General features: G+C 35.6%; 17 protein-coding genes. 4 read left to right on the top strand and 13 right to left on the bottom strand.

What is annotated here, in order from left to right:
- Nucleotides 1-70: 70 nt before the first annotated feature.
- From rpmI to ACFOWA_RS05430, 8 genes are all read right to left on the bottom strand, one after another.
- Nucleotides 71-271, bottom strand: coding sequence for a 50S ribosomal protein L35 (gene rpmI, locus ACFOWA_RS05465; RefSeq protein ID WP_123206120.1), 201 nt, complete (start codon nucleotides 269-271; stop codon nucleotides 71-73).
- A 29-nt stretch (nucleotides 272-300) separates the two neighbouring features.
- The gene (gene infC, locus ACFOWA_RS05460; RefSeq protein ID WP_123206119.1) at nucleotides 301-870 is read right to left on the bottom strand and encodes a translation initiation factor IF-3; all 570 of its coding nucleotides are present in this window, start codon (nucleotides 868-870) and stop codon (nucleotides 301-303) included.
- A 15-nt stretch (nucleotides 871-885) separates the two neighbouring features.
- Nucleotides 886-2,811: a threonine--tRNA ligase gene (gene thrS / locus ACFOWA_RS05455; RefSeq protein ID WP_378982548.1), complete on the bottom strand. Its 1,926-nt coding sequence runs from the start codon at nucleotides 2,809-2,811 to the stop codon at nucleotides 886-888.
- A 172-nt stretch (nucleotides 2,812-2,983) separates the two neighbouring features.
- A complete protein-coding gene (locus ACFOWA_RS05450; protein WP_378982546.1) occupies nucleotides 2,984-4,078 on the bottom strand; it encodes an acyltransferase family protein in 1,095 nt (364 codons plus the stop codon).
- 146 nt (nucleotides 4,079-4,224) lie between these two features.
- On the bottom strand, nucleotides 4,225-5,124 hold the full coding sequence (locus tag ACFOWA_RS05445) for a hypothetical protein (protein WP_378982544.1): 900 nt from the start codon (nucleotides 5,122-5,124) through the stop codon (nucleotides 4,225-4,227).
- Nucleotides 5,125-5,345: 221 nt separating this feature from the next.
- On the bottom strand, nucleotides 5,346-6,083 hold the full coding sequence (locus ACFOWA_RS05440; protein ID WP_378982542.1) for a (Fe-S)-binding protein: 738 nt from the start codon (nucleotides 6,081-6,083) through the stop codon (nucleotides 5,346-5,348).
- Nucleotides 6,084-6,104: 21 nt separating this feature from the next.
- Nucleotides 6,105-7,412: an MFS transporter gene (locus ACFOWA_RS05435; RefSeq protein ID WP_378982540.1), complete on the bottom strand. Its 1,308-nt coding sequence runs from the start codon at nucleotides 7,410-7,412 to the stop codon at nucleotides 6,105-6,107.
- Nucleotides 7,413-7,499: 87 nt separating this feature from the next.
- A complete protein-coding gene (locus ACFOWA_RS05430; RefSeq protein ID WP_378982538.1) occupies nucleotides 7,500-9,392 on the bottom strand; it encodes a RecQ family ATP-dependent DNA helicase in 1,893 nt (630 codons plus the stop codon).
- Between the two features lie 72 nt (nucleotides 9,393-9,464).
- Between ACFOWA_RS05430 and ACFOWA_RS05425 the strand changes: the two genes are divergently transcribed.
- Nucleotides 9,465-12,692, top strand: coding sequence for an amidohydrolase family protein (locus ACFOWA_RS05425; RefSeq protein ID WP_378982536.1), 3,228 nt, complete (start codon nucleotides 9,465-9,467; stop codon nucleotides 12,690-12,692).
- Between the two features lie 137 nt (nucleotides 12,693-12,829).
- Here the strand turns inward: ACFOWA_RS05425 and ACFOWA_RS05420 are convergent, their stop codons facing one another.
- Nucleotides 12,830-15,025, bottom strand: a complete 2,196-nt coding sequence (locus tag ACFOWA_RS05420; protein ID WP_378982534.1) for a B12-binding domain-containing radical SAM protein — start codon at nucleotides 15,023-15,025, stop codon at nucleotides 12,830-12,832.
- Between the two features lie 136 nt (nucleotides 15,026-15,161).
- Between ACFOWA_RS05420 and ACFOWA_RS05415 the strand changes: the two genes are divergently transcribed.
- Nucleotides 15,162-15,878 (top strand): hypothetical protein, encoded by a 717-nt coding sequence (locus ACFOWA_RS05415; RefSeq protein ID WP_378982532.1) that lies wholly within the window; start codon nucleotides 15,162-15,164, stop codon nucleotides 15,876-15,878.
- Nucleotides 15,879-15,997: 119 nt separating this feature from the next.
- On the opposite strand, the gene ACFOWA_RS05410 is transcribed toward ACFOWA_RS05415, so the two are convergent.
- From ACFOWA_RS05410 to gatB, 3 genes are all read right to left on the bottom strand, one after another.
- On the bottom strand, nucleotides 15,998-16,687 hold the full coding sequence (locus ACFOWA_RS05410) for a response regulator transcription factor (RefSeq protein ID WP_123206110.1): 690 nt from the start codon (nucleotides 16,685-16,687) through the stop codon (nucleotides 15,998-16,000).
- 103 nt (nucleotides 16,688-16,790) lie between these two features.
- Nucleotides 16,791-17,903 carry a redoxin domain-containing protein gene (locus ACFOWA_RS05405; protein WP_378982530.1) on the bottom strand — a complete coding sequence of 371 codons (1,113 nt, stop codon included), beginning with the start codon at nucleotides 17,901-17,903 and terminating at the stop codon, nucleotides 16,791-16,793.
- On the bottom strand, nucleotides 17,903-19,366 hold the full coding sequence (gatB, locus tag ACFOWA_RS05400; protein ID WP_378982528.1) for an Asp-tRNA(Asn)/Glu-tRNA(Gln) amidotransferase subunit GatB: 1,464 nt from the start codon (nucleotides 19,364-19,366) through the stop codon (nucleotides 17,903-17,905). Before gatB ends, ACFOWA_RS05405 begins: the two co-directional genes overlap by 1 nt.
- Nucleotides 19,367-19,587: 221 nt before the next feature.
- Here gatB and ACFOWA_RS05395 point away from each other — a divergent pair, with 221 nt between their 5' ends.
- A complete protein-coding gene (locus tag ACFOWA_RS05395) occupies nucleotides 19,588-20,100 on the top strand; it encodes a hypothetical protein (protein ID WP_378982526.1) in 513 nt (170 codons plus the stop codon).
- 121 nt (nucleotides 20,101-20,221) lie between these two features.
- Nucleotides 20,222-20,725, top strand: coding sequence for a hypothetical protein (locus tag ACFOWA_RS05390; RefSeq protein WP_378982524.1), 504 nt, complete (start codon nucleotides 20,222-20,224; stop codon nucleotides 20,723-20,725).
- Nucleotides 20,726-20,814: 89 nt separating this feature from the next.
- Here ACFOWA_RS05390 and alaS read toward each other — a convergent pair whose 3' ends face one another.
- Complete coding sequence (alaS, locus tag ACFOWA_RS05385) at nucleotides 20,815-23,430, bottom strand: alanine--tRNA ligase (protein WP_378982522.1); 2,616 nt, start codon at nucleotides 23,428-23,430, stop codon at nucleotides 20,815-20,817.
- Between the last annotated feature and the right edge of the window lie 36 nt (nucleotides 23,431-23,466).

Genomic DNA, 23,466 nt, shown 5'->3' with positions numbered 1-23,466 from the left:
TTGTTTTTTGGCAAGCGGCGTTCCGTTTAATTCGGAAACTTAAAGCCTGATACCTGGTGAAATTAATAAATTACTTTCCGATGCAAAGCATACGTTTAACGTTACCTGAATCTGCATCACTTACAATGCTAGTGTTTCCAAGCGCACGTTTACGTTTAGTACTCATCTTTGTTAAGATGTGACTTTTGTATGCGTTGTTTCTTTTGATTTTACCTGTTCCAGTAAGCGAAAAACGCTTTTTAGCACTGGAATTGGTTTTCATTTTTGGCATAACCTGTTTTTTAATTTATAAACCTATTTTTATTTTTTTGCAACTTTAGGCGCAACTGTAAGAAACATGCGTTTACCTTCTAATTTAGGTAGCAACTCTACTTTTCCTACATCTTCCAAAGCTTGAGCGAATTTTAATAACAAAATTTCACCTTGCTCTTTGTATACAATTGCTCTACCTTTAAAATGCACATAAGCTCTAACCTTCTCACCGCTCTCTAAAAAGCTTACTGCATGTTTTAATTTAAATTGGAAATCGTGGTCGTTGGTATTAGGACCAAAACGAATCTCCTTTATTACAGTTTGTTTAGCATTTGATTTAATCTCTTTCTGCTTTTTCTTCTGCTCGTAAACAAACTTGCTATAATCAATAATTCTACAAACCGGAGGAACAGCATTTGGAGAAATTTCTACCAAATCTAATTCCAGTTCATCAGCAAGTGCCAAAGCTTTTGCCAAAGGATAAATCCCTGGTTCAACATTATCGCCAGCCAAACGCACCTCGGGCGATTTAATGTACTGATTAATGTTATGCTCTGCTTCTTTTTTCTTAAAAGGTGGACGTGGTCCCCTGTTAAATCCTGGTCTTCCTAATGCCAAATGTGTACTATTTAATTAAACTGTTATTTCTTTTATTAATAAATTGTTGAATTCTTCCAACGTCATTTCACCTAAATCTCCCTCACCATGCTTACGAACCGAAACTTTTCCTTCGGCCATCTCTTTATCACCGATAATGAGCATGTAAGGGATTTTTTTAACTTCCGCATCACGGATTTTTCGTCCGATCTTCTCATCACGAAAGTCAATCAGCCCGCGAATATCGGAATTATTTAGTTCATCTAAAACTTTTTTTGCATATTCTTCATATTTTTCTGAAATAGGAAGAATTGTAAATTGTTCGGGACTTAACCATAAAGGGAAATTACCTGCACAATGTTCGATTAAAACTGCCACAAATCTTTCCAAAGAACCAAATGGAGCTCGGTGAATCATTACAGGGCGATGTTTTAAATTATCACTTCCGGTATATTCCAATTCGAAGCGTTCAGGTAAGTTATAATCAACCTGAATGGTACCCAACTGCCATTTTCTACCTAAAGCATCTTTAACCATAAAATCCAATTTAGGTCCATAGAAAGCTGCTTCGCCATATTCTATAACGGTATTTAAACCCTTTTCGGCTGCAGCTTCAACGATTGCACTTTCGGCCAATTTCCAGTTTTCATCAGAACCAATGTATTTCGATTTATTATCCGGATCTCTTAGAGAAATTTGAGCAGTATAATTATCAAAACCTAAAGATTTAAATACGTAAAGCACTAAGTCTATAACTTTTTTAAACTCATCTTTAACTTGCTCAGGCATGCAAAACAAATGTGCATCATCTTGCGTAAAGCCACGTACACGAGTTAAACCATGCAATTCGCCACTTTGTTCGTAACGATAAACGGTACCAAATTCTGCAAAACGTACTGGAAGATCTTTATATGAGCGCGGTTTAAACTTATACATTTCGCAGTGGTGCGGGCAGTTCATCGGTTTCAAAAAGAACTCCTCTCCTTCTTGCGGGGTTTTTATTGGCTGAAATGAATCTTTACCATATTTATCCCAATGCCCTGAAGTAACATATAAATTTTTATTTCCAATGTGAGGTGTTACCACCTGTTCGTAACCTGATTTAGATTGTGCTTTGGTTAAAAAATTAACCAAACGTTCTCTTAAAGCGGTTCCTTTAGGCAACCACATTGGTAAACCTGCACCAACTTTTTCTGAGAACATAAACAGTTCCAATTCTTTTCCTAACTTTCTATGATCGCGTTTTTTAGCTTCCTCTATCATTAACAGATATTCTGTCAACTCACTAGCTTTTGGAAAAGTTACGCCGTAAATACGAGTCAACTGTTTTTTAGTTTCATCGCCACGCCAATAAGCGCCGGCAACATTCATCAGTTTTACTGCTTTTACAAAACCTGTATTCGGAATATGTGGTCCGCGGCATAAATCGGTAAATGCTCCCTGCGTGTAGAAAGTAATTTTTCCATCTTCCAAACCATCTATTAAATCAAGTTTGTACTCATCGCCTTTTTCTGTAAAATATTTTATCGCATCAGCTTTGCTTACACTTTCACGTGTAAAAGTTTGTTTTTGCTTGGCCAATTCAACCATTTTGGTTTCAATAGCTTTAAAATCATCCGAAGAAAATTCTCTATCGCCAAAATCAACATCGTAATAAAAACCAGTTTCAATCGCCGGACCAATACCAAATTTAGTACCCGGATAAAGTGCTTCTAAAGCCTCGGCCATTAAATGGGCTGATGAATGCCAAAAAGTTGATTTCCCTTCAGCATCATTCCAGGTTAACAATTTAACCGTCGAATCAGATTCTATCGGACGTGTTGAATCCCAAACCTGACCATTAACTTCGGCAGCTAAAACGTTTCTTGCTAAACCTTCGGAAATTGACAATGCAATTTGATGGGCAGAAGTGCCCTTTTCATACTGACGAACCGAGCCGTCAGGTAAAGTAATATTAATCATCTACAACTATGATTTTACTCCTAATGCCTTAAAAAGGACTTTAGAGTAGTTTATAAAATTTGTTAATTCTAAATCACATACAAAGTGATTTTATTTTGTGCAAAGATGCTGTTTTTAAGCTTAAAATGCAAGTTTAGCTCTGATATAGATTACTGCAGATTGGCCTGGAAGGTTATGGATTTGTTTTAAGCCACTTTTCTTTTAAGTATTTCCGTATCGGAATATCCAACATTACCATTACTAAATATGCAATAGCGATAAGTACTACAACAGAAATAGGGATAATCCATACTAAGATGTTCATATCTGGCTTTATCGTCATAACATAGGTGAGAAAAATCCACACGAACGGATAATGCGTCATATACAATGGGTATGAGATTTCTCCCGATAATTGGCATAATTTTTTAATCGAAGGTGATAAACTAGCACCAGCACCTAGCGCAACCAATAATGGAAAATAAATTAAGACTATTATTGGCTCAGTTATCCAGTTAGACTCATTAGAATAAGGAATTAAAAATGCAATAAGCAATAAGATTGATATGCCTAAAAATCCCAATTTATTTTTGATAATCCAATTGGAACGATAAACCAACATTCCTGCTAAAAAGGAGTAAAAAACCCGTGCACCACCATCCCAAAAGGAAGCTCCACCCCATCCACCGGATAAATTAGTCGAGTTTATTGCAACATAAATAATTATTGCAGCTGCGATTGAAACCAAAATCCATAAATACTTTTTCCCAATTTTATATAGTACAACTATATAAAGTATGTTGGCAATATATTCCCAAAATAACGACCAGCTAGGCGCATTTAAATTAAAAAAGTTAAAAAATCGCTCCTCTACAACAGGATATGGAATAAGAAAAACTGAAGATAAAAATATCAGCGCAGTTTTACCAAAACCATAAACAGCGTACAAGTTACTGAAAGGATCGAATAGGAAAGTTAGCAAACCCAATATAGAACCAATTATAACTAATGGATGCAAACGAATAAGCCGAAGCTTAAAGAATTGTTTTAAGCCAATGTCTTTAGCTCTTGAATCATAGGCATAAGCAATTACAAAACCAGAAAGGCAGAAAAAGAAATCTACAGCGAGATAACCGTGAGCGATAAAATTTTTTGAATAATCTAGAATCGCAATTTCCATGAAATGATATATAACCACCGCTATTGCAGCCACACCTCTCAAACCATCAAGAATTTCAAAGTGTTTTTTTGTGTTTAAAAGTGTGTGGCTTGTAGATTGTTCAATCACTCTGCAGAAATTAAATTATTTTCAATGATAACCATTTTATGCAAGGCAACAAAAATCATCACTTTTATGTTGCATAGTAAGATTTAGTAACCAAAAAAAGCCTGCTCAAATTAATGAGCAGGCCTAATAACTATTTTGAAAAAAAATTATCCGCCAAAACCACGCACTACAACAGCACCACCTGGTCTGCCATTGCCGTTTCCTCTAAAGCGTTTCATCATATTTTCCATTTTGATTTTATATTCAGCTTCAGTAATTGGAGTAGCTTTTTTTGGTACGGTTACATCTTTAGTGCTAACGTTTCTATATTCGATACTTTTAGCAATTGTACTTGTACCGCGACCTTCGATAGCTAATACGGTACCTTCAGTCCACATATTTGGATTTGGAGAAAAATCAAAACCTAATTCTTTTGTATACCAAATATGAGTTTCTTCAGTAACATTTCTATCCATATCTAAAATTTTCATCGTTTTAGTAGATTTTACAATAGCTTCATTGCAAGTAAGACCACAAATTTGCTTTGTAGCATCTGTTTTAACCACTTCTATTACTGGCGGAGCAACAGCTTTAGCCTTTGTAGTATCATTTTGATTTCTTCCCATTCCGCCACCAAAGCCCAAGCCTGCGGTTGCATTAAGTTTTAAACCACTTTGCATTACATACGTTGTATCGCTTAAATCGAATACTTCTACTAATTTTTTATCTGCAAATGTGTAGTAATATTCTCTATTACCGCCAGCGCCACCAAATCCTCTCATCATACGACCCATGCCGCCACCGCCACCTCCGCCGTTGCTATCTTCTGTTTCTTCAACCGGCATGTAACTTGCGTTAGTTGCATTAAATAATAATTCGAAATTAGATTTGCTGCTTGACGGCATTCTTGCAGCCATTTGCTCCGGAATTTTAACTCCACTTGCAGCCATCATAGCCGCAGGATCGATAGTGGTTTCAAACTGAATTGCTCCGGAAGTTTTTTTCTGCGCATTAGCCATTGATGCAATGGACATTACTCCTAATAAAGCGAAAATTATTTTTTTCATTATGTTGTTGTTAAGTTTTTGCTATTTCTTAATGGTCTAAAACCATCAGAATTTAATTTTAGATGTTTAATTAGGATAAAGGTTTAACAAATGTATCGCACATAAATTGCTTAACCTGTTAAAAAATGTTAAACCTGATGAGAAACAGCTATTAATAATGATTTAAGTAATAAAAAAAAGCAATTGTAATGCTTCTTTTACATTCATAATGAGTTTGATTTTTAATATTCTGTACTTTCCAACCAACCATTACATAAAACGTCAGCTATGTGCATTGTTTTAATAGGCAAGTTATTTTTATCGATATAACCTTGAAGATGCAACAGACATGATAAATCTGTCGATATGATATAATCAGCTTTTTGAGCCAAAGCATGATTAACTTTTTGTTCGGCCATGGCCGATGAAATGGCATCAAATTTTACCGCGAATGTTCCACCGAAACCACAACACATATCGGTACCCTCCATTTCAAGCATTTCTAAACCGTGTACTTTTGATAGAAGTTGACGAGGTTCATCTTTGATTTTGCATTCGCGTAAAGCACTGCAAGAATCGTGGTAAACAGCTTTTCCTTCCAATTCAGCTCCGAAATAATCTTTCTTGGCTACATTAATTAGAAAATCAGATAGCTCCCAGATATTTGATTGCAAACTCCTGCACTTATTATGAACAATAGTATTGGTAAACAAATCATTAAAACCACCTTTAACCATCCCGACACAAGATGCTGATGGCGCAACAACGTATGTGTTTTCTGTAAAATCGTTTAAGAATTTCGTCCCAACCTCTTTAGCTTCATCCCAATAACCAGCGTTGTAAGCCGGCTGACCGCAACAGGTTTGTTTTGAATTGTAGGTTACTTTACAGCCTGACTTTTCTAATAATCTTAACGTATTAAATGCGGTTTCGGGATATAACTGGTCAACAAAACAGGGAACAAACAATTCTACTTTCATAATTTTTTTCAGAGCACAAACTTACAATTTTACTAATTCTTTGCGTTCTGTTTTTTTCAATAGTGCTAAAAACACTAAACCAACAATAAAAAATGATGCCAATGCGATAATAGAGAAACGAATATTTCCTGTTAAATCTTCAATGTATGCAAAACTGAAAAGCCCGATTACAATAGCTAGTTTTTCGGTAACATCATAAAAACTGAAAAATGAAGTAGAATCAGGTGTGTTTTGCGGTAAATATTTTGAGTATGTAGAACGCGATAAAGATTGAATTCCACCCATGATTAAACCTACAATTGCTGCCAAAGCATAAAATTGATATTCGTTTGTGATATTATAACCGTAAACGCAGCAACCAATCCAGATGACTACAACCATCATTAGAACATTAACGTTACCCCATTTTTTCGCTAAGAAAGACATCAACAATGCACCTGGAATTGCTACCAACTGGATGATTAAAATCACAGCAATGAGCTTTGCTGTACCAAGTTTTAATGTTTTCTCTGCAAAGCCGGCCGCTGCCAACATAATCGTTTGTACACCCATAGAATAGAAAAAGAAGGACAGCAAAAATCCTTTTAGTTTTTTAATTTGCTTTAACTGTTCCCAAACTTTAGCCAATTCGCTAAATCCGTCTTTTATAATATTGGTTGTTACTTTGCCGATTTGAGGTTTCCCATTAGGCAATACTGAAAATGGTATTTGCGAAAAAGCTATCCACCACACACCAACTAAAAGAAATGATAATCTAGGTGGGAATGAAGCATCAACAATACCGAACCATTCTGGCTTTAATACAAATAAGAAACATACTAACTGCAATACCACCGAGCCGATATAGCCATAAGAAAAACCTTGTGCACTTACCCTATCTTGATGTTCTTCAGTAGCGATTTCTGGTAGATAAGAATTACTAAATAACACACCCCCGATATAACCCATTGCTGCCAATGCAAAAAAGATGATGCTCATTTCTAGTGTATCCAACTTAAAGAAATAAAGTGCCATACATGCCAAACCACCCATGTAGGTAAAAAATTTCATGAATGATTTTTTATTGCCTCTTCTATCTGCAATTGATGATAAAATTGGCAATGCAAAAGCCATGATTAAATAAGCAAAAGACAAGGCATAATTAGATAACGAAGTGTTTACAAAGGTTCTTCCGAAAAACTCAACCTTATCGCCATGTTCTTTTGTAGTGGTAATAATGGTGTAATAAGCCGGGAAAATAGTTGATGTAATTACCAAATTGTAGGCCGAGTTTGCCCAATCGAAGAAAGCCCAAGAGCGGATGGTTTTCTTATTGTTTTTTTCTATCATGGATTAACGTTGAATACGGAGGCTTAAAATATCTTTAGTTTTAATATTTTGTATTATAATCTAAAATCGTAATTCGTAAATCTAAAATCAAATGTAATACTTCTTCCCATCAGTTTTAATTTTGCTGGCATCTAATAATTCTCTAATGGCATCAATGCGTTCATGTTCAGTACCGTTTTTAATACTGCTTACCAAATCATCCAAACTTAAAGGTTGCTGTTGAAGTAAAGAAATGATTTCGAAGTCAATCTCATCGTTTGTTTGGGTTTTATTTTCGGCTCGTTTCTCGGCTAAGCAAACATCACAAACACCACATTTTGAGGCATTGTGTTCATCAAAATAATTTAACAATTGAATACTTCTGCAAATATTTGTAGATGCATAAGCAATTACTGCATTAACTTGTTTTAATAAAATTTCTTTGCGTAGTTCTAGGTACTTTACATCTAAATCAAAATGTTCCATATCAACCCTTGGCCTTATGTATTGCAATTGCGGCTGGTCGGTTTGCTGGATGTAGGTAAGCAATTCTGTAGACTGCAATTTGTTGAGCAAAGCGATAATTTCTTTGTACGATAAACCTGTTTTCTTAGCCAAATCGGCCTCATTAATTTTAACGAATCCATCAAAAGCTCCACCGTGAGACCGTAAAATAGTTTTAATAATCCCATCATAAGCCTTATTTTCAATCTGAAACCGGTAAATATCTTCATGACTGGCTATAAATATCATTCTAGATGGCAGGAAAACACTTTCTGATAATGTGATGTAACCATCATGCTCTAAAAATTTTAAAGCCGATATTGTTTTTAAAACACTAATATTAAATCGTTTGCAAAAGTCAGCTATATCAAAATTAAAGGTTAATCCTTCTCCTGCACCAAAGGCCAATTGAAAATAGTTGCCTAAGTAATGATATACTTTTCTGATTTCATCAGGATTTGGAAAACTATCTATGTAGCGGGATTCCAGACTAAAAATATCAGAATTGTTGGCCAGCAGCACCGCATAACTTCGCTTTTCATCTCTTCCGGCCCTGCCTGCCTCTTGATAATAAGCCTCTAAACTTTCAGGTAAATCTAAATGTACCACAGTTCTTACGTCGGCTTTATCAATCCCCATCCCAAAGGCATTTGTAGCAACCATAATGCGGGTTTTGTTCAACTTCCAATCTTCTTGTTTTTGGAAACGAACATCTCGTTCTAAACCAGCATGGTAAAAATCGGCTTTAATTTGGTTTCGATTTAAAAAGTTAGCGACCTCTGCAGTTTCTCGACGGTTGCGAACATACACCAATCCTGTACCTTTTACATTTTTACAAATTTCTGTAAGTTTTTTGTACTTATCTTCTTTATTAAAAACAACATAACTTAAATTATCTCTAGCAAAACTTTTCACAAAAATCTGAGGATTTTTCATCTCCAGTTTATCAACAATATCTTTTCGAACAAAATTAGTTGCCGTAGCAGTTAAGGCTAAGACGGGAACATCCGGATGAATTTCCCGTAATTTTGCAATCTGTTGATAAGGAGGGCGGAAATCGTAACCCCATTGAGAGATGCAATGCGCCTCATCTACTGCAATCAAATTAACATTCATGTAAGATATCCTAACCCGAACCAAATCAGATAAAAGCCTTTCTGGCGATAGATACAGAAATTTTATTTTACCATAAATGCAATTGTCCAATAAAATATCGATTTCGCGTTTACCCATTCCGGCATAAATAGCAATAGCCTCAATTCCTCTTGATTTTAGATTTTCTATCTGGTCTTTCATCAAGGCTATTAAAGGAGAAACCACAATGCAAATTCCATCCTTTACAAGCGCAGGTACCTGAAAACAAACAGATTTACCTCCGCCAGTTGGTAAAAGTGCCAAACTATCATTTCCCTCTAAAACAGAGTTGATGATATCTTCTTGTAGCGGTCGGAAAGCTGGGTATCCCCAATATTTTTGTAAAATCTCTACTGCGGTCATAAATCAGGCGTATCAAAACTATAAAAAAGCTGTTGATATTACTAAATTGCACCACAATTAATCAAAATTTAGATGAAACATCTCTACGTCCTATCTGCCTTATGCTTATTCTTTTTCACTACCAACGCCCAAGAAAAAAAGTGGGATATAGAAAAATACATGGGTACAACTAAAAATTTCACCTTAAATACCGATGAAGGAACTTGGATGAACTTGGATGTTAGTCCGGATGGGCAGGAAATTGTGTTCGACTTACTTGGCGACATTTATACCATGCCAATTTCTGGTGGTCAGGCAAAATTAATTAGTGGAGGCATAGCTTTTGATGTCCAACCGAGGTTCAGCCCGAATGGAAAATACATTTCTTACACCAGCGATAAAAATGGCGGTGATAATATTTGGATAATGAGTCGCGATGGAAGCAATAAAAAGCAAGTTACTAAAGAATCTTTCAGATTGCTTAACAATGCTACATGGATGCCGAATAGCGAATATCTTATTGCCCGTAAACATTTTACTGCTGGCCGTTCTTTAGGTGCCGGCGAAATGTGGATGTACAACATTAATGGTGGCGATGGCGTTCAGTTAACTAAACGCAAAAACGACCAGCAGGATGCTGGAGAACCAAATGTTTCGCCAGATGGAAGATATGTTTATTTCAGCGAAGATGTTACTCCGGCACCGAATTTTGAATACAGTAAAGACCCAAATGGAACCATTTACGCCATCCGCCAACTGGATTTAACCACTGGAAAATTAACAAATTTGATTGATGAGCAAGGTGGCGCATGCAGACCGCAGGTATCGCCTGATGGAAATTTGATTGCATTTGTAAAAAGGGTACGTTTAAAATCTACTCTTTTTGTACAAAATATTAAAACTGGCGAAGAATGGCCAATTAATGAAGATTTATCTCACGACCAACAAGAAACCTGGGCAATTTTTGGTGTTTATCCAAACTTCGCCTGGATGCGCGATAGCAAAAGTTTAGTTTATTATGCGAAAGGAAAAATCAGAAAAACCGAAATTGCTACTTTAATTAATACAACCATTCCCTTTCAAGCGAATAGTGTTCAAACCGTTCAACAGGCTTTACATTTTGAGCAACAAGTGTTTAAAAATGAGTTTTCTGCTAAAATGTTGAGGCAATTAAAAACCTCGCCAGATGAAAAGACATTAGTTTTTAATGCGGCAGGATATCTTTACAAACAAGAATTACCAAATGGTACGCCAGAGCGATTAACGAACAGTTTGGATTTTGAATTTGAACCAAGTTTTAGCCCGGATGGAAAGTTTGTTATTTATACGACTTGGAGTGATGAGCTTCGCGGAGCGATAAAAAGAACAGATTTAAAATCAGGGAAAACAATAACACTAAGCGATGAAAAAGGCTTTTATTATTCGCCACAATATTCTACCAAAGGAGATAAAATTGTTTTTAGAAAGGGAAGCGGTAATGATGTTTTAGGTTATAGTTATGGCCGTGGAACTGGAATATTCACTATGCCCGCAAATGGTGGTGTAAAAACCTTGATTTCGGAAAATGGTATTCGTCCTCAGTTTAATAACACCGATACAAGAATTTATTTTCAAAGCTATGCGGATGGTAAAAAGGCCTTAAAAAGTATCGATTTAAATGGCGCTAATGAAAGAACACACTTTACATCGCAATATGCAAATCAGTTTGTAATCAGTCCGGATAATAAATGGCTTGCGTTTAACGAGCTTTTTAATGTTTACATCACACCAATGATAAGTGTTGGCGTTGCTCAAGATGTCTCAGCAGGAAATAAAGCTATCCCAGTTGCAAAAGTTACTACCGATGGCGGAACCTACATGCAGTGGAGTGCCGACAGTAAAAACTTACATTGGACATTAGGCCCAAAATATTATAGCATAAATGTAAATAGCGCATTTAATTTTGATGGTAGTACTCCTAAAACTCAGGCAACTTCAAATGATATAAATTTGGTTATAAAGTCTGATTTGCCTAAAGGAATTGTTGTACTAAAAGGTGCCAGAATTATCTCCATGAAAGGAGATGAAGTTATCGAAAACGGAACTATTGTAACGGATGGAAATAAAATTACAGCTATAGGTAAAACTGATGCAGTAACCATCCCAGCAAACGCTAAAGTGATAGATGTAAATGGCAAAACCATTATGCCAGGTATTATTGATGTGCATGCTCACTTACGCACAAGTCCTGATGGAATTACACCGCAAACGGATTGGAGTTACATGGCAAATTTGGCTTTTGGTGTAACTACAGCACACGACCCATCGAGCAATACGGAAATGGTTTTTAGCCAAAGTGAAATATTGAAAGCTGGTAGGATGATTGGTCCGAGGGTTTATTCTACGGGTTCTATTTTATACGGTGCCGATGGCGATTTTAAAGTAGTAATTAACAGTTTAGATGATGCCTTGGCAAATCTTAAACGATTGCAAGCTGTTGGTGCTTTTTCGGTAAAATCTTATAATCAACCCCGCAGAGAGCAACGTCAGCAAATTTTAGAGGCTGCCCGCCAGTTAAAAATGGAGGTTGTGCCAGAAGGTGGCTCTACGTTTTTTCATAACATGAATATGATTGCCGATGGACATACAGGAATAGAACACAGCATTCCGGTTTTACCCGTTTACAAAGATGTGACCACGCTTTGGAACAACACAGAAGTTGGCTACACACCTACCCTAATCGTGGCTTACGGCGGGCAGTGGGGAGAAAATTATTGGTATGATAGAACGAATGTTTGGGAAAACGAAAAGTTAATGACTTACACACCACGTTCGATTATTGATGCAAGAGCAAGACGCAGAACTACATCAGAATATAGTGATTACAACCATATTGATATTGCAAAAGCAGCGAAGAAAATCGCAGATGGCGGAACGAAAGTCAATCTTGGTGCTCACGGTCAAATCCAAGGATTAGGTGCACACTGGGAATTATGGATGTTTGTTCAGGGTGGTTTTTCTCCATTACAGGCGATTAGAAATGCAACCCTTAATGGAGCACATTATTTAGGTATGGATAAGGAAATTGGATCGTTGGAAGTCGGAAAATTAGCTGATCTGGTTATTATGGACGCCAATCCTTTGGATGATATTCGAAACTCTGAAAAGATAAAATACGTAATGATTAATGGTCGATTGTATGATAGCGCAACCATGAATGAAGTTGGAACCAGAGAAAAACTTCGTGGCAAATTGTGGTTTGAAAATGCAAAAGGTAATGGTTTTGTTGTACCAAACGGAGAATCAGAAACGTGGACCTATACGGTACCGCATTGCGATTAACTAATGCATATACCATAAGGAATGTAAGAAAATATTCGGCTTAGAGCTTATGTGAATCTTATGTTTCTTATTTGGTTAATTTATTTCTAAACACTAAGATGCTGAAATGAAATAAGCATGACTTTGAGTGGAGATAATTACAGAACCAACAACCCAAATTCCCTCAACGTATTTATTGGTTTAGAAAACCAGAATAATTCGAAATTTTCCATTTGGGTTTCAAAATCTGCCTTAACATCGGAAAATGTATAAACACTTTCATTTGAAACATGCACTTTCTGTAACATTAGAGAAAGCCATTCGCCTTCAATTTTATTCGTTTGAATGGTAAAACTTTCTCTTTTATCATGAAAAGTTAAAGATGCTATTTCCCAGGTGTTGCCTTTTTTTGATTTTGTAAAGTATTCAGTTAATGGTTTTCCTCCTATCCAAACCACTTTTGCTGTTGGTTTAGTTTGAAAGTGATTATCCTCTTTTAAAGCCTTTTCAATAAAATCATGTGGAATTCTTGTTTTTGGGATTTTAAAATCAAACCAGTCTTGCAGTTCATAATCAAAACAAATTCCATGCATAAAATTGAATAGCGATTTCTTTAATCCAAAGCTAAACTTATTATGGTCGATGCCGGTTTTATCAATATAATTAATGTCGTTATTGGCAAAACTACCAATGCTTTCAGTTTCCTTTACTACGCCGAATTTTTCTGGGTACATCCCTACCGGACTATGAGCTGTCATGGCAAATTGATGCCAGAAACCTGATTGCAAAACACCTACTTCAAATAATTGTCGAACCATTTCTAAACTATCCACCGTTTCTTGAATGGTTTGAGTTGGATAACCGTACATTAAATAAGCATGCACCATTATACCAGCCTCGGTAAAATTGCGAGTAACTCTAGCCACTTGCTCAACAGTAACACCTTTTTCAATCAGTTTTAGTAGCCTATCAGATGCTACTTCTAACCCGCCAGAAACCGCAATACAGCCTGATGCTTTTAGCAACAAACATAAATCGGCTGTAAAACTTTTTTCAAATCGAATGTTGGTCCACCAGGTTACTGCGAGTTTTCTGCGAAGAATTTCCAAAGCCACTTCACGCATCAAAGCTGGTGGAGCAGCCTCATCCACAAAATGAAATCCATTTTGACCGGTTTTCGCAGATAATTCTTCGATCCTATCTACAATTTGTTTCGCCTGAACGGGTTCGAAAACCTTGATATAATCCAAAGAAATATCGCAAAAAGTACATTTTCCCCAGTAACAGCCATGCGCCATGGTAAGTTTATTCCATCTACCATCGCTCCACATGCGGTGCATTGGGTTAACAATTTCAATTACCGAAATGTACTTATCCAAAATTAAACCCGAATAATCGGGCGTACCTACATCAGCCTGTTTGTAATCTTTTCTAAAAGAATCGTTTTTGTAAACTACTTCATCATTTTCGAGCAAGAACGTACGTTTATACACTTGCATTTCCACAGGCACAACACAACTAATATTTTGAAGGAGTAATTCGATAGGCAATTCACCATCATCTAGTGTAATAAAATCGAAAAATTCAAAAACTCTTTTATCAGAAAGTGAACGGAGTTCTGTATTAGGAAAACCACCTCCCATTGAAATCTTTATCTCAGGAAAATGTGTTTTAACCCACTGTGCACAGCGGAAAGCGCTGTATAAATTTCCAGGGAAGGGAACAGAGATTAAAAATAATTTAGGTTGAACAGTTTCTATGTAATCTTTTAAAACCGAAATCAGGATGCTATCTATATAACTTGTTTCCTGTTGTAAAGCATTATAAAGTTCATCAAATGAGTTTGCACTTCTCCCCAAACGTTCGGCGTATCGACTAAAACCAAAGTTTTCATCAACACAATCTACAATGAAATCAGAAATATCTTCTAGGTAAAGTGTTGCCAAATGCTTGGCTTTATCTTGAGTTCCCATTGCTCCGAAAGCCCAATCCAGTTCTTCGAGTTGTGCAAATCTTGAGGCTTGAGGCAGAAAATCATCACCACAAATTTGTAGCGCCAATGTTGGGTTTTTACCTTGAAGAAAAGCAATTACAGCATCAATCGTTTTTAAATATTCATCGCTAAGCGCTAAAATCCGTTTTGAATTATCGCTATTTGGTTTTTGGTTGTCAACAGAAAATAAATTTTCCAAACCTTGCTTAGAAAACATCTTTAAAATTACTTCAATACCTAAATCAGCCTGGAAAGAACTTATGTTTTTGGTATTTAAAAAGCCTTTTATATATGCTGACGCTGGATATGCTGTATTCAGTTGGGTAAAAGGCGGTATAATGATAAAAATATCTGTTTTCAAAAGGTATATTTAAAATGCAAAAGTACGGCATTTTTAAGACTTATGGATTGGAAATGAATTTTGAATTATGATATTATCTTGCTAAACTAAATTTGCAGAAATCGCGTTGTATAGCTACATCAACGCCATTTACTGAATGAAGTTTTTCTTATTCTTTTTATTGACAATTTTTGTAGAGTCATCTTTTGCGCAAAAATCATTCATATTCCCTAAGGTTAAAGCGCAAGGTTCATCGCAAGCACAACTTACTCCTAACAATTGGACGGTTATTGAAACGGCAAATGGCGATTTGAATGGTGATAACATCGACGATTTGGCGATGGTTTTCGAATCGAATAAAATTACTGATGAAACCCGAACTTACGGCGATAATAACACAGATATTATAAAGGAGACACAAAAGCCACGAATTTTAGCCATTTATTTTAAAGATAACTCAACAGGAGATTATCATTTATCGGCTCAAAATAATGATTTCATTTTACGTTCTGAAGAGGGCGGTAAGCTTGGCGACCCATTACAACGCATTTCAATTAAAGACCAGCAATTGTATTTAAGATTTCAAGGCGGTGCAGAATGGCGTTGGGAACTTGGATATACTTTTAAATTTGAAAATAAAGATTGGTTTTTAACAAGCGCAATAAATCTATATTTTAATCAAAACACCGGCGATATGACTGAAAGGGTTTACGATTTTAAAACTAGAGAATTATTTACAACTGTAGGCAATTTGCACAAAAGAGATATTTCCAATCAGAGAAGTAGTGAAGTATTATATTTCTCTCAATTGAGAACGTTCAAAACGTTTAAAAAGCCTTGGGCGTGGGAAATTATGCCAAATGTGTATTTATAATTAGCGTCTTCCATGTAAACTATCATAAGCATAAGCAAAAAAAAACACAGATTAATTCTATGAAAAATCTGTGTTAATTCTTTTATAAAGGAAATTTTACTACTCGGTGTTTAATTTATCTATGAAAGCTCAAATTTATAACCAACACCTTTTACAGTGGAAACATAAGTTTCGCCTAATTTCTCACGTAATTTACGAATGTGAACATCAATTGTACGGTTTGTTACAACAACTGAATCCTCCCAGATATTTTTAAGGATTGATTCGCGAGTGTAAACTTTGCCAGGTTTAGAAGCCAAAAGATATAACAATTCGAATTCTTTTTTAGCCAAAACGACTTTGTTGCCACCTTGAAAAACCAAATATGCTTCACGGTCGATGACTAAATCGCCAATTTCAAGTTTGTTTTCAGATACTTCCTCAGAGCTGGTGTTTCTTCTTAATATAGCATTTATTCGGCTGATTAAAGCTCTAGGTTTGATAGGTTTTGCGATATAATCATCAGCACCAACGTTAAAACCAGCAATTTCAGAATACTCCTCGCTCCTGGCAGTTAAGAAAACCATAAATGTATTTTTGAATTCAGGAATTGCCCTCATTAAGCGGCAAGCCTCTATCCCGTCCATTTTTGGCATCATAATATCCAGAATTATTAAATCGGGATGAACCTTTTTGGCAACCGTAATTCCCTCCTGACCGTTTGATGCAGTGAAAACTTGATAGCCTTCCTTTTTAAGGTTATATTCTATCAATTCCAGAATATCTGGTTCATCATCAACAATTAATATTTTCTGACCTGCGTTGTTCATAGTTAAATATTTGTTACGAAAGTAGTGTCTCTGATGTAATTTTCAGTTAACACTAAGTTAAGAAATTGTTAATAACTTAAATTAGTTTAACATTGAGTTTCTTTTATCGTAACGTTTTTGCTAAAAATGCTTCTAATTCATCCCCACGAAGGTTTTTTGCTGCGATTTTACCAGCTGGGTCAATAAGGTAGGAAGTTGGAATTGCCTGAACCTGATATTTCTTAACTGTTTCTCCGTTAAAATCTTTCAATTCTGAAACCTGTGTCCACATCAACCCATCAGCTTTTACAGCACCTAACCAGGCAGCTTTGTCTGTATCTAACGAAATACCTAAAATATCGAAGTTTTTGGCTTTATATTTATTGTAAACTTTAACCACATTTGGGTTTTCCTGGCGACAAGGCTGACACCATGATGCCCAAAAATCTACCAGAACATATTTTCCTTTATAATTTGATAAGCTAACCGGTTTTCCATCTGCTGTATTTACTGTAAATGCTGGAGCAACCTGACCTACCTGTACCGTTTTGAGCAAAGCCATTTGCTTCACAAAGGTATCTACAGTTGCATTTCCTTTAATTTCTTCTTTAACTTCATCAGCAAATTTCACCAACTCAGCTTCAAATTCTTGCGAACTTAAGGTATTCATTGCGTAAAAACTTGCTAGCGTACCTTTGTTATCTTTCGCGAATTTTATAATCTGATCATTTAATTGATTGATATAAGATTCGTACTGAGGTTTCATTTGCTCCAAAATTGCTGCTCGGTTTTGAGGTTGAGAAGCAACTTTTGTCTCGAAATCTGCCTGCAATTTCTCTACTTGTTTCGCGAAATTATTTCTGATCGCATTTAATTCCGATAACTTTTCTACTTCGTTAGCACCTGAAATTTTATAAGCCATTGTTTTGTCGGCTAAATCGGCCTCCAATTTAATTTCATCACCATTTTTTGCAATAAGCATAAACTCATGATTACCAATAGAAACACGGAAAAAATCGACAGATGGTGTCTTACGGATAAATTTAAATTCACCTTTTTCTGATAAGTTGGTAGAATCAATCGCGATCATTTCGCTGCTTTGCATTCCGTATAAAAATACTTTCTTTTCGGCACCCGGATTTTTGAATGTACCATCAATAGTAAAGTCATCTTTTTGTTTACATGCTGTAAATGCTATCGCGATTAACACGATAAGACTAAAGTTTTTCAATCTCATTATTTTAATTTTTCTAATATTAATTCATTTAATTTTTTAGCATCGGCTTTGCCTTTTGCTAACTTCATTACCTCGCCAACAAATAAGCCTAAAACGCCTTTTTTGCCTTTTTTATATGCCTCAACTTGCTGTGGGAATTTATTTAAAACCTCATCAATAAAGCCACCAAGCTCATCACTATTTTCAGAAATAAGTAAATTCATAGATTGCGCCAAAACCGCTACATTACTACCTTCTTGTTCTTCAACAGCAGGTAGGAGTTGTTGTATTGCTATTTGCTGTGTTATTTTTTTATCATCAACTAAATTAATGGTTACAGCCAGTTGCTTTGGTAAAACTTTGTAGCTGTTAATGGCTATACCTTTTTCACTTAGAACTGCTCTGATTGGTCCGATTAACCAATTTATTAATGTTTTCTGGTTGTTTACGATTGGTAAAGCCTGATTAAAGTAGTTCAGCAAGTCCAAATCCTCGGCAAATAATGCTGCATCTGATTTGCTAATACTAAAATCTTCAATCATTTGTTTCGAAATTTCGTTTGGTAAAGCTGGCATAGCCGATTTGATTTCAGCTAACCATTCATTAGATATGTGTATAGGTTGCAAATCTGGGTCAGAAAAATAGCGGTAATCATTCGCTTCTTCTTTGGTTCGCATTGGAGATGTGGTACCCTTATCAGCATCAAAATTTAATGTACTTTGAATAATTGTGCCACCATTACTAACTACTTCTACTTGTCTGCCGAATTCAAAATCCATCGCTCTACGTACATTACGCATCGAATTTAAATTTTTCACTTCGCAACGCGTTCCGAATTCTGTCGTCCCGTTTTCTCTGATGGAGATGTTTGCATCGCAACGCAAACTACCTTCTTCCATGTTACCATCACTCACATTTAAGTGGCGCACAAGTTTTCTTATTTCGCTTAGCAAAGCCGATGCCTCTTCTGCACTCCGAATATCAGGTTCAGTAACAATTTCTATTAAGGGAACCCCAGCACGGTTTAAATCAACTAAAGAAAAACTATCATCTTGGTCGTGAATGCTTTTGCCGGCATCTTCTTCTAAATGAATTCGATTGATTCCAATTTTCTTCGTAGAACCATCAGAAAGCTCAACTTCTAAAAATCCATTAATGCAAATTGGTTGATTATCTTGCGTAATTTGGTATCCTTTTGGCAAATCTGCGTAAAAATAATTTTTTCTATCGAAGTGATTAATTTGATTTATGGTGCAGTTTAAAGCCAACCCAATTCGAATCGCTTTTGCTACAACCTCTTTGTTCAATTTCGGTAAAGCACCTGGCAACGCAAGAGAAACTGTAGATATATTTTGATTTGGTAATGCTCCAAACGATGCACTATCGGAAGAAAATATTTTGGTATTGGTATTTAACTGAACATGTATTTCCAGTCCTGAAACGAGTTCGTAAGTGCTTTGTGGGCTTGTTTCTTGTAAAGGCATTTATTTATTATTAACAACAGAAGAACACAGTTTAAGGTCTATCTATCTTAAATTTAATAGGCAAATATAGTTATTTAACTAAAGTTTATTTGCTAGAATAAAGGGATGATTTTAAAGATAATTATTTATCAATTCCATCAAACAGATTCAATCGGTAGTAGTAAAGATTATAATTGGCACAGGGTTTGAATTAAATAATGAACACACAAATTAAATCGATTATGAAAAGATTATTTTTAATGGCTGCAGTAATGATGGTTTCATTTCTCAGTATGCCGGCTAAGGCTCAATTAAATGTGAATGTAAACATTGGTCAACAACCACTTTGGGGACCAACCGGCTACGACCACGTTGATTATTACTACTTACCCGAAGTTGAAAGTTATTATTATGTACCGCAGAAACAATTTATTTATTTAAATGGTAATGATTGGGTTTTTGCTAATAATTTACCTAGTAGATATGGTAATTATAACTTATACAATGGATATAAGGTCGTAATTAATTCCCCGAAACCATATTTAAATTTTAAGAACGATAAAGTTAAATATGCAAAGTACAAAGGTAACAAAGGTCAATTGGTTATAAGAGATAGCCGAGATAGTAAATATTATGTTGTTAAAGGTCATCCTCATGGTATGCCTCCCGGACAAGCAAAAAAAATATACGGTAAAGCCAACAACGGTAAAGGCAACAATGGTAAAGGCCATGGAAATGGTAAAGGCAAACATTAAAAAATGTTAAAATTAATCAAGGGATTTTCTAAAGAGAATCCTTTTTTTTATATCTCTGTTACAATACAAATTTTGGCATAGCGTTTGAATTTATATTTGTACACACAAAATAAAAACGATTATGAAAAAGTTATTAATCATCTCCGCGATTGTAGGTATCGTGGCTTTAACATCTAATCAAACTAATGCTCAAGTAAATGTAAACGTTAACATTGGTGCCCAACCGAGATGGGTTCCGGCTGGGTATCAAAACGTTAATTATTATTATCTTCCAGAAGTTCAATCCTACTATTCGGTGCCGACAAGGCAATTCGTTTATTTAAATGGAAACCGATGGACAAGGTCAAGGTATTTACCAGCTCGATATCGTGGTTATAATTTAAATCATGGAAGAAAAGTTGTAGTTTACGGAAATAGTCCTTACCGAAGCTATAACACGCATCGAACCAGATATTCGAATCATGTAAATGTTATTCGCTCATCATATGGTGGTCGCGGTCCGGTTAGATATAATTCGCCGAGAAATTATTACAAACCACAACGTGTTGATTACAGACATCATGATAGAAGAGTAAATTCAAGTTTATTCTCAAGAGGACATAGAGAAAAGCATGGAAGACATTAAATAGAAAAAGAGGCTTTAAAAGCCTCTTTTTTTTTTGATTTCTTATCAAAGATTTATCAATTATAACTACCGAATAATTTAATATTAACTTATAAAGCTATAAAGTGCTCAGCCTTTGTTAATACTGTTTTTAAACCCTCTGGATTTTTACCACCTGCAGTTGCGTAGAATGGTTGTCCGCCACCACCACCTTGAATTTCTTTACCTAACTCCCGAACGATATTCGAAGCATTCATTCCCTTTTTAACCAAATCATCAGATAGCATTACTGTAATGCCCGGCTTTGAATCTATTTCCGTAGTAAAAACCAAAAACAAATTATCAACCATATCTTTTAGTGAAAACGCTAAGTTTTTAATTGCATCAGCGCTTTGTAAATCAATATGTTTAGCAATGAGATTTACACCATTTATGCCACGAACGTGATGTACAATTTCATGCTTTAAAATATCAACACGCTCTAAAGTAGATTTTTCAATCTCTTTTTTCAGTTTTGCATTTTCATCCAAAAGTGCTTGAACTGATGCTGACAAATCTTTAGAACCATTAAGCAATGCTTTTAAATGACCAAGTTCTTTGCGTTGATCTAAGAAATATTGCTCCGCTTTATCAGCCGTTATCGCTTCAATTCTACGAACACCAGCTGCAACAGCACTTTCAGAAATAATTTTGAAAGAACCAATTTGACCCGTAGCCTTTACATGCGTTCCCCCGCAAAGTTCTTTCGAAAAATGATCATCAAAAGTTATCATGCGAACAAAATCGCCATACTTTTCTCCGAATAAAGCGGTTACACCACTTTCAATAGCATCTTGATATGGTACGTTTCTTTGTTCTTTTAGCTTAATGTTTTGGCGTATTTTCTGATTTACAATGACTTCGATTTGAGCCAGTTCTTCGCCAGTTACCTTAGCAAAATGAGAAAAATCAAAACGCAAATAATCGGCATTAACCAATGAACCTTTTTGATTTACATGTTTGCCTAAAACCTGCTTTAATGCTGCGTGCAAAAGGTGTGTTGCAGAATGATTATCTTCTGTTAGCACTCGCTTATCTTCATCAACAACCGCCCAAAATTTTCCTTCCAAGCTATCAGGTAAAATATCTGCAAAATGAACTGTTAATCCATTTTCCTTTTTTGTATCCGTAATGTCAACCCAGAATTGTCTACTATGGTCTTCTAAACGACCGGTATCACCTACCTGACCACCACTTTCTGCATAAAATGGCGTTTGGCGTAAAACAATTTGATATTGTTCCTTTCCTTTAGCTTTAACCTTGCGGTATTTTAAAATTTCAGTTTCTATTTCAAAATCATCATAACCAACAAATTCGCTTTGTTCGTCGGTGTTTACAATAATCCAGTCGCCAGTATCAATTGCGGTTGCAGCACGGCTATCATCTTTTTGTTTTTGGAGTGCTTGCTCATATCCTGAAATATCTACACTCCAACCCTTTTCACGAGCCATTAGTTCTGTCAAATCAATAGGGAAACCAAAGGTATCGGATAGTTCAAAAGCAAAATTTCCCTCAACTACATTATTTGAAGCTTGATATTTTTCAAAACGTTGAATTCCTGTTGATAAAGTTCTTAGAAAAGAAACCTCTTCTTCTAAAACTACTTTCTGAACAAAATCCTGTTGCGAAATCAATTCATCAAATACACCTTTAAATTGTTCGGCCAATAACGGAACTAGCTGATTTAAAAACGGCTCTTTGAAATTTAAGAAAGTGTAAGCATAACGAACAGCACGGCGCAAGATTCTTCGAATAACATAGCCTGCTTTATTATTTGAAGGCAATTGTCCATCGGCAATTACAAAAGAAATGGCACGTATATGGTCGGCCATAACACGCATAGCTACATCTGTTTTTTCGTCAGCACCATATTTAATCCCAGATTTTTCAGCAATAAACTGAATCATCGGTTGGAAAACATCGGTATCATAATTAGAAGTTTTTTCTTGTAAAACTCGTACTAAACGTTCGAAACCCATGCCTGTATCCACATGCTTAGCGGGTAAGCTTTGTAACGAACCATCCTTTAAACGGTTAAATTGCATAAATACGTTGTTCCAAATTTCGATAACCTGCGGATGATCGGCATTTACCAAAGTAACACCATCAACCAATGCCTTTTCTTCATCGGTGCGGCAATCTACATGAATTTCAGAACAAGGTCCGCATGGTCCAGTGTCGCCCATTTCCCAAAAATTATCCTTTTTATTTCCTGGTAAAATATGGCTTTCATCAACATATTGTTTCCAAAAGTCGTATGCTTCCTGGTCTTTCTCTAAACCTTCCTTTTCATCACCTTCAAAATAAGTAACGTATAATTTATCTTTCGGAATTTTGTACACTTCAGTTAACAATTCCCAACTCCAATCTATAGCATCTTTTTTAAAGTAATCACCAAAACTCCAGTTTCCAAGCATTTCGAACATAGTATGGTGATAGGTGTCTATTCCTACCTCTTCTAAATCGTTATGTTTTCCAGACACCCGTAAACAACGCTGAGTATCGGCAACACGAGGATATTTAATTGGTGCTTCTCCTAAAAACAATTCTTTAAATTGATTCATACCGGCGTTGGTAAACATTAAAGTTGGGTCGTTTTTTACCACGATTGGCGCAGATGAAACAATATGATGTTGTTTTTCTTTAAAAAAATCTAGGAATGCTTGTCTTATCTCTTGTGCTGTCATTATTAAATTATTGGAGAAACAAAATTAAAATTTTAT

The organism is Pedobacter lithocola (assembly GCF_042650845.1).
GTDB lineage: Bacteria > Bacteroidota > Bacteroidia > Sphingobacteriales > Sphingobacteriaceae > Pedobacter > Pedobacter lithocola.
Note: the sequence above shows the minus strand (reverse complement) of the source record. Positions and strands in the feature narration are given on the sequence as shown.